The sequence below is a fragment of the Sphingomonas sp. Leaf339 genome (assembly GCF_001426195.1).
In the GTDB taxonomy this organism is placed as follows: Bacteria; Pseudomonadota; Alphaproteobacteria; order Sphingomonadales; family Sphingomonadaceae; genus Sphingomonas.
This window is the reverse complement of the sequence record NZ_LMRS01000012.1, coordinates 224,195-237,109: the sequence shown is the minus strand read 5'-3', so window position 1 is coordinate 237,109 and position 12,915 is coordinate 224,195. Positions and strand designations below refer to the sequence as shown.

At 61.7% G+C, this 12,915-nt stretch carries 12 protein-coding genes; 5 read left to right on the top strand and 7 right to left on the bottom strand.

The genetic code is table 11. The features are described 5' to 3' along the window. Positions 1-21: 21 nt before the first annotated feature. From ASG67_RS07940 to hflX, 4 genes are all read left to right on the top strand, one after another. On the top strand, positions 22-2,265 hold the full coding sequence (locus ASG67_RS07940) for an ATP-binding protein (protein ID WP_056527987.1): 2,244 nt from the start codon (positions 22-24) through the stop codon (positions 2,263-2,265). A 3-nt stretch (positions 2,266-2,268) separates the two neighbouring features. Continuing rightward, positions 2,269-3,642, top strand: a complete 1,374-nt coding sequence (locus ASG67_RS07935) for a sigma-54-dependent transcriptional regulator (RefSeq protein ID WP_056527983.1) — start codon at positions 2,269-2,271, stop codon at positions 3,640-3,642. 128 nt (positions 3,643-3,770) lie between these two features. Further along, the gene (gene hfq, locus ASG67_RS07930) at positions 3,771-4,262 is read left to right on the top strand and encodes an RNA chaperone Hfq (protein WP_056527980.1); all 492 of its coding nucleotides are present in this window, start codon (positions 3,771-3,773) and stop codon (positions 4,260-4,262) included. Then, positions 4,259-5,551, top strand: coding sequence for a GTPase HflX (hflX, locus tag ASG67_RS07925; RefSeq protein WP_056527977.1), 1,293 nt, complete (start codon positions 4,259-4,261; stop codon positions 5,549-5,551). Before hfq ends, hflX begins: the two co-directional genes overlap by 4 nt. Here hflX and mazG read toward each other — a convergent pair. From mazG to ASG67_RS07895, 6 genes are all read right to left on the bottom strand, one after another. Further along, positions 5,532-6,245: a nucleoside triphosphate pyrophosphohydrolase gene (gene mazG, locus ASG67_RS07920; protein ID WP_235535107.1), complete on the bottom strand. Its 714-nt coding sequence runs from the start codon at positions 6,243-6,245 to the stop codon at positions 5,532-5,534. The genes hflX and mazG overlap by 20 nt on opposite strands. Positions 6,246-6,334: 89 nt before the next feature. Beyond that, positions 6,335-7,099, bottom strand: a complete 765-nt coding sequence (locus ASG67_RS07915; protein ID WP_056527971.1) for an MBL fold metallo-hydrolase — start codon at positions 7,097-7,099, stop codon at positions 6,335-6,337. Further along, positions 7,096-7,872 (bottom strand): TatD family hydrolase, encoded by a 777-nt coding sequence (locus tag ASG67_RS07910; protein WP_056527968.1) that lies wholly within the window; start codon positions 7,870-7,872, stop codon positions 7,096-7,098. Before ASG67_RS07910 ends, ASG67_RS07915 begins: the two co-directional genes overlap by 4 nt. Beyond that, on the bottom strand, positions 7,872-9,422 hold the full coding sequence (gene metG, locus ASG67_RS07905; RefSeq protein WP_056527966.1) for a methionine--tRNA ligase: 1,551 nt from the start codon (positions 9,420-9,422) through the stop codon (positions 7,872-7,874). Before metG ends, ASG67_RS07910 begins: the two co-directional genes overlap by 1 nt. Before the next feature lie 10 nt (positions 9,423-9,432). Continuing rightward, positions 9,433-10,422 (bottom strand): AAA family ATPase, encoded by a 990-nt coding sequence (locus ASG67_RS07900; protein WP_056527963.1) that lies wholly within the window; start codon positions 10,420-10,422, stop codon positions 9,433-9,435. A 30-nt stretch (positions 10,423-10,452) separates the two neighbouring features. Beyond that, entirely contained in the window at positions 10,453-11,616 is a 1,164-nt protein-coding gene (locus tag ASG67_RS07895; RefSeq protein WP_056527959.1) for a D-alanyl-D-alanine carboxypeptidase family protein, read from the bottom strand. A gap of 329 nt (positions 11,617-11,945) precedes the next feature. On the opposite strand from ASG67_RS07895, the gene ASG67_RS07890 reads away from it, so the two are divergent. Then, complete coding sequence (locus ASG67_RS07890; protein ID WP_056527956.1) at positions 11,946-12,581, top strand: PEPxxWA-CTERM sorting domain-containing protein; 636 nt, start codon at positions 11,946-11,948, stop codon at positions 12,579-12,581. A gap of 4 nt (positions 12,582-12,585) precedes the next feature. Here the strand turns inward: ASG67_RS07890 and ASG67_RS07885 are convergent, their stop codons facing one another. Then, on the bottom strand, positions 12,586-12,912 hold the full coding sequence (locus ASG67_RS07885) for a DUF423 domain-containing protein (protein WP_056527953.1): 327 nt from the start codon (positions 12,910-12,912) through the stop codon (positions 12,586-12,588). Between the last annotated feature and the right edge of the window lie 3 nt (positions 12,913-12,915).

The window sequence follows — 12,915 nt, the reverse complement described above, 5'->3', positions numbered from 1 at the left end:
GGAGGCTGTAGGACTGTGGCAATGATCGCAGTCGCGACACCCAACTCTCTTGACGATACGCCGATGCGGCGCTTTACCGTCACCCCTCTGGTCGAACTGATTGTTCTGGGCATCGCCATCGGCGTGGCGATCGTCAGTTACCTGCTGCTTAGCGGAGCCGACAATCCGCAGCGGCTGATCGCACCGCCCTTTGTCGCATTGCTGCTCGTGGCCAATCTGGTGCCCGGCATTCTGCTGCTCATGCTACTGGGGCGAAGGATCGCCCGTCGCCGTGCTGCTTTATCGCCGATCGGCGGGGAGGGGCGGCTTCATGTACGGCTGGTGGCGCTATTTTCGGTCGTGGCCGCAGTGCCCATGCTGCTCGTCACCATCTTTGCGTCGTTGCTGTTCCAGTACGGTGTGCAATTTTGGTATTCCGACCGGGCACGCGGCGTGTTCGAGAATGCCACCGAACTAACTCGGTCGTCATATAATCTGATACTTCAGCGGTGGGCAGACGCCACTGTCACGATGGCCGACGATCTTGCCTTTTCCCTGCGTGATGAGCCAATCGACAGCCGGCGGTTTCAGGAATATTTTGCGCGTCAGGTCTACTATCGTAGCCTGTCGGAAGGAGCCTTGTTTGCGATCGGCCCGAATGGCGACATCCAGACGCTGGCGATCGTCAATCCGTACGAGGTGGATTTCGGCCGTCAGATCACCGCAAAATCGATCGCCAAGCTGGGCGACGGGCAACGCAGCCAAGTGATCGTCAATGGTGATCGCATCCAGACGTTCACGAGATTGCCAGGCGCGTCCGGCATCTATTTGTATGCCGCACGTGTCAGCACCAATCCCGGTGAGATGACCGCGCAGACCGAGCGGGCATTGGCGGCGCAGGCCGATTATCGCGCGCTGCTGGCCCGGGCTCGGTATCTGCAAATTCGCTTCAACGCAGCGTTGCTCATCATTTCCCTGCTTATCGTGGGTGTGGCGGTGTGGATCGCACTGGCGGTGGCGGACCGGCTGGTGCGCCCGGTCGGGGAACTGGTCGACGCGGCCCGACGGGTCGCTAGCGGTGATCTGTCGGCCCGCGTCGCGGACCCGCGCGCGCGCGACGAAGTCGGCACGCTGGCGATGGCTTTCAATCGTATGACCGAGCGTCTACAGGAGCAGAACACGGCCCTCCTCACGGCCAACGATCAACTGGATAGCCGTCGTGCACTGATCGAAGCGGTGATGGCGGGCGTCTCGGCCGGTGTCGTCGCGACTGGGGCTGACCGGCGGATCAGCATAGCGAACGCCTCGGCGGTCCAGTTGTTAGGCGCCCATGCTGACGGTGTTGTCGGTCGTTCGCTGCGCGATGTAGCGCCAGAACTGGACGCGCTCGTCGGCACCGGCATCCGCGAGGCGGTGGTGCAGGTGGGTGAGGGGCTGCAGGCGAAAACTTTGGCCGTGCGATTAGCTGAAATCGATCGAGGGCCGATTCTTACGTTCGACGACGTGACGCAGCAGTTGTCGGACCAGCGGCGGGCGGCTTGGGCGGATGTTGCCCGCCGGATCGCGCACGAGATCAAGAATCCCCTGACGCCGATCCAGTTGGCGGCAGAGCGTCTCCAACGTCGCTATGGCAGCAAGATCGAGGCGGACGATGGCACTTTCGCGCGCCTGACCGAGACGATCGTGCGGCAGGTCGGTGATCTCCGCCGGATGGTCGATGAATTTTCGTCCTTTGCCCGGATGCCAAAACCGGTGTTCAATCGTGAACCGCTGCTGGATGCCGCGCGACAGGTGATGTTTCTGCACGAGGTTGCACATCCCACGATCCGGTTCACTGTGGATTACTGCGAGCCAGCACCGGTCATGGTTTGCGATCGTCGCCAGATCGGGCAAGCGCTGACCAATATCGTCAAAAACGCCGTCGAGGCGATCGAGGCTAAGGGGGCGGTAGATGGTGAGGTCGTTCTGACGCTGGGCGAGTTCGATGAAGGCCGGATCGGGATCATCGTGACGGATAACGGCGTCGGCCTGCCAGCAGCACGCGACCGGATCGTCGAGCCCTACATGACGACCCGTGCGCGTGGCACTGGCCTGGGGCTGGCGATCGTGAGCAAGATAGTCGAGGATCACGGGGGTACGATCGCTTTCACCGATCGACCGGGCGGGGGCACGGTGGTGACCATGATGTTCGATGCGGCTCGGTTGGAGACGCTCGATCAGGGGGACCAGAATCACGAGCCGGCCGGGGAAGGCCAGCTCGCCGCACTCACATCGAATCGGACATAACTGATGGCGCTCGATATTCTCGTGGTCGACGATGAGCTGGATATCCGCGAACTCGTCGCAGGTGTGCTGGAGGATGAAGGGTATGAAACCCGCGGTGCTGCCGACAGCGATGCGGCGCTGGAGGCGATCGCGGTACGACGACCATCGCTGGCGCTGCTCGACGTTTGGTTGCGGGGGTCGCGGCTCGACGGTCTGGAACTATTAGACGAGATAAAGCGCCGTGACCCGTCAATCCCGGTGCTGGTCATCTCCGGTCATGGCAGTCTCGATACGGCGGTCGCCGCGATCCGCAAGGGGGCGGTCGATTTCATCGAAAAGCCGTTTGAGGCCGAACGTCTGTTGATGATGGTCGAGCGCGCGACGGAAACCGAGCGGCTACGGCGCGAGGTGGCTTCGCTGCGCGTATCCGCCGGCGGTGATGTCGATCTGACCGGTAGCTCGGGATCGATCAACGGCGTCCGCGCCACGTTGAAGCGGGTAGCGGCGACCGGCAGCCGGGTGTTGATTGTCGGTGCCGCCGGCGTGGGCAAGGAAGTCGCCGCCCGCTTGTTGCATGGGTGGAGCCAGCGGACCGCGGCGCCGTTCGTGATTGTCAGTGCCGCCAATATGACGCCCGAGCGGGTCGAGGAGGAACTGTTTGGAATAGAGGAAAGCGGCGATCTCGTACGCCCCGGCTTGCTCGAACAGGCGCACGGCGGCACGCTGTTTCTCGATGAGATTGCCGACATGCCGCTAGCGACGCAGGGCCGGATCCTGCGCGTGTTGACTGACCAGAGCTTCACACGCGTCGGTGGCACGCGCGTTGTTAAAGTCGATGTACGGGTCGTATCCGCGACATCGCGAGATCTAAACGAGGAGATTGCCGCGGGTCGTTTCCGCGAAGATCTCTACTATCGCCTGAACGTCGTTCCTATCCTGATTCCACCGCTGGCCGATCGGCGCGAGGATATTCCCGCGCTCGTCCTACACTTTCTCGGTCATTACGCCCGCCAGCGGCGGGTACCAATGCCTGAGATCGCACCCGATGCGATGGTGGCCCTGCAATCCTGCGAATGGCCGGGTAATGTCCGCCAGTTGCGCAACGTCGTCGAGCGTACGATCATCATGGCGCCAGGCGACAGGGTAGGGCGTATCGATCTTGATCTGCTGCCAGCCGAAGTGCTGGGAAGCGATGGTGGCGGCGACCGAGGCTCCAACGCCATCATGGGCGCGCCGTTACGTGAGGCGCGCGAGGCGTTCGAGCGCGATTACCTGCGCGTCCAGATCCGTCGCTTTTCCGGCAACATATCGCGTACTGCCAGCTTCATCGGCATGGAGCGGTCCGCGCTCCATCGTAAGTTGAAGCTGCTCGGCATTACGGAAACGCGGGATGATTGATCCTGCCGCCGCTGGACGTGGGGCGGCTGGATACCTAAATTGAACCTGCCGTCCCGCCGGGCGGCACTCCGACGCCGGGAAACGGCGCATTGCGGATCACCATCCGCCAACAATAAAGGGCTGGGCATATGGCCGACAAGCAGACCTCGTTGCAGGACCTCTTCCTAAACGCACTCCGGCGATCGAAGACCCCGGTTACCATGTTCCTGGTCAAGGGCGTGAAGCTGCAGGGTATCGTTACCTGGTTCGATAATTTTTCCGTGCTGCTGCGCCGTGATGGTCAGTCGCAGTTGATCTACAAGCATGCGATCTCCACGATCATGCCAGGCGGCACGTTCGATGCGAATGCCGTCGTCGAAGCGGTGGGCGAGAGCCAGCGCAAGCAACCATTGCTGCAGGAGCTGTTCCTGAACGCGGTGCGCAAGTCCGAAGACAGCGTCACGATGTTCCTCATCAATGGCGTGATGCTGCAGGGGCAGATCGCCGGGTTCGATCTTTTCTGCATGCTGTTGCAGCGGGAGGGTATGGTTCAGCTTGTCTACAAGCATGCCGTCTCGACGATCCAGCCGGCGCGGCCGCTGAACCTTGCCGAAGAACAAAATGAGGCATCCGAAGATTGAGTACCGGTTTCGATCGTGATCGTGACGAATTCGCCCGCGGCGCCCGTGCGCTGGTCGTATTGCCCGACCGGGGGGATTCGTCCCGTGATGCAAACGCGCGGCTGGACGAATGCGCAGGGCTGGCCGCGGCGATAGGCCTTGACGTAGTTGATCGGATCGCCGTGCGCGTCCGACAGCCACGTCCCGCCACGTTGATCGGCAGCGGTCAGATGGCGGAACTGGCGACGCGGGTCACAATGGAGGAGGCGTCACTGGTCGTTGTCGATGCAGCCTTGACGCCGGTTCAACAGCGCAATCTTGAAACAGGGTTGGGCGCAAAGGTCATCGATCGCACCGGGCTAATACTCGAAATCTTTGGTGAGCGGGCCGCGACAGCTGAAGGTCGCCTTCAGGTCGAACTCGCACATCTCGACTATCAAGCGGGACGATTGGTGCGCAGTTGGACGCACTTGGAACGTCAGCGGGGCGGTTTCGGTTTTCTTGGCGGCCCAGGTGAGACTCAAATCGAGGCGGATCGTCGGATGATCCGTGACCGTATGGCGCGCCTGCGCCGAGAATTGGAACAGGTATCGCGCACTCGCGGTTTGCATCGTGATCGCCGCCAACGCGCGCCATGGCCGGTCATCGCGCTGGTGGGCTATACCAATGCGGGCAAATCGACGCTGTTCAATCGCCTGACCGGGGCAGATGTGATGGCCGAGAATTTGCTGTTCGCGACGCTGGACCCTACCCTGCGACAAATCGCGCTGCCGGGACTGGACAAGGCCATTTTATCGGACACCGTCGGTTTCGTTTCCGATCTGCCGACCCAGCTCGTTGCGGCGTTTAAGGCGACATTGGAGGAGGTCGTGTCGGCGGACCTGTTGATCCACGTCCGCGATATCGCGCATCCGGATACCGAGGCGCAGCGGGCGGACGTCGAGACGGTATTGACGGAGATTGGCGTCGCGGATGCGACGCCGCGGTTCGAGGTCTGGAACAAGCTCGACCTGCTTGATCAAGACGGCCGCGAAGATGCGATGGGTGATGCGGAGCGGCGCGGAAACGTCATGGCCATCTCGGCGCTGACAGGCGAGGGGGTGGACGACATGGTGCAGGCGGTTGCCGCCAAGCTGACCGAGGGCCACCGGCGGCATACGATCACGCTGCCGGCGAGTGATGGCGCCAGCGCGGCATGGTTGCATGCACATGGCGAAGTAATCGATCAGCGGACCGAAGGCGACGATGCGGTATACGAGGTGCGATTGGGCGAGGGGGACTATGCGCGGTTCAGCCGTCGCTTTTCTTAGCATCTGTCCATAACGCCTCTTTGTCGGCAAGATCGAGCGCGGCAAAGCCATCACCAGCGATCGCCTCCATGGCGGCGAAGCGGCGTTCGAATTTGGCATTGGCCCGGCGAAGGGCTTGTTCGGGATCGATATTTAGATGGCGCGCCCAGTTGACCACGCTGAACAGCAGGTCTCCCATTTCCTCGTCGATTTCGGATGGTGCTGCTGCGGCGATCTCTCCCATTTCCTCATCGATCTTGGCGCGGGGGCCGGTCGCATCCGGCCAGTCGAATCCAACGCGCGCCGCTCGCTTCTGCAGCTTCTCTGCTCGTATGAGAGCGGGTAGTCCCAGTGCAACGCCTGACAGCGCGCCCATTTGACGATCATCTTTCTGACGCTCGAAGGCTTTCATGGTTTCCCAATCCGGCTTTTCCAGCGCGTCGCCGAATATATGCGGGTGTCGATGCTCCATCTTGTCGGCGATAGCGGTCGCGACATCGTCTAGCGAGAACAGGCCGTTCTCCTCCGCAATACGGCTCTGAAAAATCACTTGCAGCAGCAGATCTCCTAGTTCGTCCCGCACATCCTTAGCATTACCCTGCTCGATCGCGTCTGAAACCTCATAGGCTTCTTCAATTGTATAAGGGGCGATCGTTTGCCAGGTCTGCGCTAAATCCCAGTCGCAACCACAGGTCGTATCACGAAGGCGGGCCATGATGGCGACTAGTCTGTCCAATGATGTCAAAACCATATATTCCTAACCCGATAATAGGTATTATGTTAAATCTATAAATAGGCGTTGGGTTAGAGCTCAATCACCTGACCGTCGTATCCCGGTTCGACACTCGTTGGCAGACTTCGACATAACATCGCGTAGTCCATACTGTGATCCATGTGGATCAGGATCGTCCGGGTCGGCTTGAGTTCCCGAACCCACGCCAGCACGGAGTCAACCGTCGGATGTGACGGATGCGGAGCATGACGAAGCGCATCGACAATCCACAAATCTAGACCAGTATACATTTCGCGCATCGGGTCCGTTAACGCATGAAAATCAGTGGCATAGGCGATGCTTCTTCCGCCGACGTCAAAACGTAATCCGGCGCTGGTAATTTTACCGTGCGGCTGATCTACGACCTGGACTGCGATGTCATCCAGCGTGAAGCGATCAGGCAGTTCTTCAGCCGCGATCGTCGGTGGATAACCGGATCGCCCGCCGAATGCATAGGCAAAGCGGGATTCCAAGGTCGTGAGCGTTTGTCTCCGGGCAAAGCCGCGAACCGGCTTACCCATTGCATGAAACACTTGACGAAGATCGTCGATGCCATGACAGTGATCGGCGTGGTCATGCGTCCAGATGACAGCATCCAGCGCTGCGGCACCGGCTGCAAGTAACTGCTCGCGCATATCCGGGCTGGTGTCGATCAGAACACGCGTCTGCCCATGCTCAATCAGGAGCGATGCGCGACTGCGTCGGTTACGAGGCTCGCTCGGATCGCAAGTACCCCAGTCGTTGCCGATCCTTGGCACACCCGATGACGTGCCCGATCCGAGTATCCTTGCCCTCAATTTCGGGTCTTGCCAAACAATGCGTGGAAATTCTCGGCGGTCTGCTCGGCCAGAATAGCTGGATCTACACCGCGCAATTGCGCCAGGAACGACAGCGTGTCGGCCAGGAAAGCCGGCTCGCCGGTTTTACCGCGATGCGGCACAGGTGCAAGGAACGGCGCATCGGTTTCGACCAGCAGCCGTTCGGCCGGCAGATCGCGCGCGACGTCCTGGATATCGCGCGCATTCTTGAACGTCACGATCCCCGAGATCGAGATGTAAAACCCCAATGCTAAAGCCTTATCGGCTAAATCGCGACTGGCGGTGAAGCAATGGATGACGCCTGGGTAGCGTCCCCTGCCCATCTCGTCGGTCATAATCTCGATCGTGTCATCCTCTGCCTCACGGGTGTGGACGATCAGCGGCAATCCCGTCTGTCGGCATGCGGCGATATGTGCCCGAAAGCTGGTTTGCTGCTGCCCGCGGTCGGAATGGTCGTAATGGTAATCCAGGCCAGATTCGCCGATCCCTACAATTCGAGGGTGCGCGGCGCGCTCCACCAGCTTGGCCGTATCGATATGCGGATGCTGATCAGCCTCATGCGGATGGATGCCGACTGTTGCCCATACGTCTGGCTCACGCTCCGCGGTGGCAACGACCGCGTCCCATTCGCTCTCTCGCGTCGCGATGTTCAACATTGCTGTCACGCCTCGTGCCCGCGCACGGTTCAACACATCCTGTTGGTTTTCAAACAAACCCTTGTAGTTCAGATGGCAGTGACTGTCGGCGAGCATCAGGCCACAACCTCCACCGGCATTTCCAGTCTTGGGAAGACCGGCATGGGTGTTGTCAGCCGGACGCCCGACCGTCGCTGGCGTTCATACCACTCGTCGTCATCGACCGCTGCGTGATCGCGCGTGTCCGCGCTGATCTGATCAAGGATGCGGCCGGCGCCCTCTGGGACGACCGGCAGAATGGTTATGGCAAGCATGCGGATTGCGCGAACCAGGGTTCCGAGCACCGCCTTCATCCGGTCGGGATCAGTTTTCCGCAATGCCCACGGTGCCTGTGCGTCGATGTACTGATTGCAGGCATAGACACCGCGTAACCACGCCTCGATCCCTTGGCTTAGCATCAGGTCGTTGAATGCGGCTTTCAAGGCAGCACAGGCGACGACAACTTCCTCGATCAGGATGCCGTCAGCTTCATCGGGACGACCGAGATCGGGTAATGCTCCATCCAAGTTCTTGGCGATGAACGAAAGGGTACGCTGCGCCAGATTGCCGAAGGCGTTGGCGAGTTCAGCGTTGATGCGGGTCACGATCGCTTCGGCGGAATAGCTGCCGTCTTGGCCGAAGCTGACCTCGCGCAACAGGAAATAGCGAAGGGCGTCGACGCCGAAGGCCTGCGCGAGATCGCCGGGATCGACCACGTTGCCGAGCGACTTCGACATCTTCTCGCCGCGGTGAAGCAGGAAGCCGTGGCCGAAGACCTGCTTGGGCAGCTTGATGCCGGCGGAGAGCAGGAAAGCGGGCCAATATACGGTATGGAAGCGGATGATGTCCTTGCCGATCAGATGGAGGTCGGCGGGCCAGTAGCGCATGCCGTCGCCGTCGTCGGGGAAGCCGAGCCCGGAGAGATAGTTGGTGAGGGCATCGACCCACACATACATGACGTGGCCGTCGCTGCCGGGCACGGGGACGCCCCAGTCGAAGCTGGTCCGCGATACCGAGAGGTCGTTGAGGCCGCCCTCGACGAAGCGGATCACCTCGTTGCGGCGGCTATCGGGGCGGATGAAGTCAGGGTTGGTAGCATAGAGGTCGAGGAGCGGCTGCTGGTACTTGGACAGGCGAAAGAACCAGGTCTCTTCAGCGGTCCACTCGACCGGCGTGCCTTGGGGGGACAGCTTGCCGTTGGCACCATCGACCAGCTCCTTCTCGTCGTAGAAGGCCTCGTCGCGGACGGAGTACCAGCCTTCGTAGCGGCTTAGATAGAGGTCGCCATTCTTCTCCATCTTCTCCCATAGAGCCTGGCTGGCGCGGTGGTGGGAGGGGGTGGTGGTTTGGATGAAGTTGTCATAGCTGATGGCAAGTGTGTCGCACATCTGCTTGAAATGGGATGACATTTCTGCGGCGTATTCGGCCACGTCACGGTTCAGGGCGCGGGCGGTCTGGACCATCTTCAGGCCGTGTTCGTCGGTGCCGGTCTGGAAGCGAACGTCGCGGCCGGCCTGGCGCTGGAAACGGGCGATGGCGTCGGCGGCGATCGCCTCATACGCATGGCCGATATGGGGGCGGCCATTGGGGTAGCTGATCGCGGTGGTGATATAGAAGGGGTCGGCCATCCCTGCGCCCCTAGTCCATCGCGGCGGCGTCGTGAAGCCTTGCGACGAGGCCCGCCATCTCGATCACCGTCCCCTGCGGATCGAGTGAGAGCCCCCTCGCCGCACCGGCCAGGTCGCGCGCGGCCGCGTGAGCGTCGAGCGCGATCCGCAGCCCCTGCCCCGATCGCATCCGTGCCGCGCGCGCGATATAGGCGGGCACACGGTCCAGAAACGCCTCGTACCGTAACTGCGCTATCTTGCCGGCGAGTTTCTTGCCCAGCGCGGCTCTACGGCGGTTATCTGGGTCCCCGTCCCCGGCAATCGCGGCAATCGCTTGATCTACCTCGGAAAGATCGAGGCCGGCGAAGCGCAGCCCCCTGCCCGGCGCGCCATCCGCCGCGGCGATCAGCGCCTCGATCTCCCTGTCCTCCGCTTCCGGCAGGACGGTGCGCAGGACGGTCGCGACATCGTCATCGCGCAGCCGTTCAAACCGCAACAGCCGACAGCGCGAACGGATGGTCGGCAGCAACTTGCCCGGCGTATGACTGACGAGCAGGAAAATGGTGCCGGCCGGCGGCTCCTCGAGATTCTTCAGCAAGGCATTGGCGCCGTTGCGTTCAAGATCGTCGATCGCGTCGATCACCACGACACGTCGGCTGCTCATCGACGGCAGCGTCGCGAACAGCGGCTGGAGCGTGCGGACCTGAGCGATGGTGATCGATCGGGCCAGTTCGCCTTCGGGTTTCTCCGCATCCTTGGGCAGACGCGACAGCAATCGGAAGTCGGGGTGCGAGCCGGCATCCATCAATGCCGAGGTTCGGTGGCCGGCGGGTACGTCCAGCCCGTTGGGCAGCGTCGGATCGGCCGCCTGCGCGAGCATTAGCCGGGCGATGCGATCGGCGAAGGCCGCCTTCCCTACCCCCTCCGGCCCGGCCAGCAGCCAGGCGTGATGAAGCGACCCGCTCTGTAGGGCGGCAAGGAAGGCGGCGTGCGCCGCCGCGTTGCCGAGCAGCGCGGTCATGCCCCCTGCCCGATCAGCCGCCGAATCCTATCAGCCGCCAAATGACGTCAGACCGTTCCACGCGCGGCGGAAGAATCCCGCCTCGGCGACATCCTTGCCGGCGACCAACGGCAAGTGCTGTTCGGGAACATCGGGCGAGGTAATGACGAGATCGGCGATATGCTGACCCGCCTTGATTGGTGCCTTGATCGGCCCCTTGTACACGACCTTGGCGGTCAGTTCGGGTGCGAGACCGGCGGGCAGTGTCACCTTCAGGTCAGTGCCGGCGATCAGCGGCACGGTTCCGCTGTCACCCATCTGCACTTCGGCGGTTTCGATCTGCTTGCCCTTGGCGGCGATGGGCCTGGCCTGCCACGCGCGGAAGCCCCAATCCATGAAGCGCACCGACTCCTCGATCCGCTGATTGGCGCTGGTGAGGCCGGCCATCACCATGATGAGGCGTCGGCCGTTCTGGGCGGCCGATCCGGTGAAGCCGTAGCCCGCCTCTTCGGTATGGCCGGTCTTCAAGCCATCGGCGCCGGCGACGCGGCCGAGCAGCGGATCGCGGTTTGCCTGCGTAATCTGGCTGCCACCCATCGTCTTGCCCCAGGTGAAATCCCGGCGCGAATAGAATTGCTTATAGAGTTGCGGATAGTTGCTGATCGTCTGGTCGGCGAGACGCGCCAGATCGCGCGCGGTGACATAGGTGACGCCGTTATCGGGCCAGCCGTTCGACGTGCCGAACTGGCTGTTGTTAAGGCCGATCTGCTTGGCGACGCGGTTCATCCGTTCGACAAAGGCAGGCTCCGACCCGGAGATATGTTCGGCCAGCACGACGCAGGCGTCATTTCCAGAGAGCGTGACGATGCCGTAAAGCAGATTGGCGACGCTGACCTGCTCGTTCGCCGACAGGAACATCGTCGACCCGGCGGCGGGGCCGTGCCAGCGCTGCCACGTTTCCGGGCGCACCGTCGCCATATCGGTGAGCTTCAGTTCGCCGCGACGGATCAGGTCGAACGCGACATACACTGTCATCATCTTCGCCATCGATGCTGGCGGCATCCGCCGATCGGGATCGCGCGAAAACAGGACCGCGCCGGTCGACAGATCTTCCAGATAGGCGACAGGTGCTGCCGTCTGGAACTGCGGCGCGGCGGCGGTGGATGGACATGCCAGCAGCGCGGCCATGACGGGGGCGATAATGAGCTTCTTCATGGAAAACGATCCGTTGTCAGTCGTGGCGGGCGGAATGGGGACGGCATAGCCAAGCCTGCGGCCTACGTCACGTAGCTGTTGCCGATATACTACCGGGCGGATCCAAGGTCAGCCGACCGCTGCCATCGAAGCGATTGGGAAGTCGCCGATCTTATTGATACAAAGGATGTTCTTTATCGATCGCTGTTGTCGTCGTTTCATTTGAGGGATCATTAGCGATCGTAAAGGTGACATCTCTCTTGATCACAAATGTTAATCACTAGATGAATGTCATAGATTTGCCTAACTCAATGCCTAACCTTGCCCGAAGCGCGATGGGGAATGACATAATGAAAAAGATCATTGCATCGGTACTGACCGTGACCGCGCTGTCGTTGTCATCGGCGAGTGAAGCGGCAGTTATCACGTTCGACGAACTGGCTTTTCCCGGGGCAAACGGCACGCCGGAGCAGACGTTCGCCACGCTCGTTCTCGGTGATTATAGGTTCACGGCCCTGCAAGCAAATACACCGTTCGTCGTCCGGGCGCAGGGGGATGCTAACAATGCCGATCCCGACGGCGCGACCCTCGGCATCCGGACGTCCGGCAGTTTTCCGGGCTTCACCTTCTCTCGCATCGATGGTTCGGCGTTCGATTTCACTGGGCTGCAAGCGACACATTTGAACAATGCTTTGACCGACTCCGGCAATGGCGGAACGCTGGACATTTTCTTCGACGGCGTCGTTGGCTTTCAAAGCAAGTACAACACCACGCCCGGCTTTCAGACCTATAATTTTTCGGGAACCGGGGTTCGTACGGTGCGGATCACGAGTAACAATTTTTTCCAGATCGATAATCTGACGGTGACTGCCGGCGCGGTGCCGGAACCAGCGAGCTGGATGCTAATGCTGGCGGGGTTTGCGGCGATCGGCGGAGCGTTGCGCCTGCGTGGCAGCAGGACCGCCCTGCCGCGTCCGATCGTGTGACCGATCAGGACGCGCGCAGCGTCCAGGCCAGCCATAGCCAACCGCCGATCAGCATCGCCCCGCCGATCGGCGTGATCGCCCCGAACCAGCGGGGGGCACCGATCGCCATCGCGTAGAGCGTGATCGCGAATATCGCCCCACCGGCAACGAACAGCCACGCCGGCCCTCTCGCCTCCAGTCGCAAGGCAACCAGCGCGGCGACGGCGTGGATCAGCTGATATTGACCGCCGGTGCGCAGCCAGTCGGCGGCCTGCCCGGTGACGCCATGGGCGCCGAATGCCCCCGCCGCGACAGCCAGCGCCCCCGACAAGGCGGCCAGAACAGCGAGCATCGC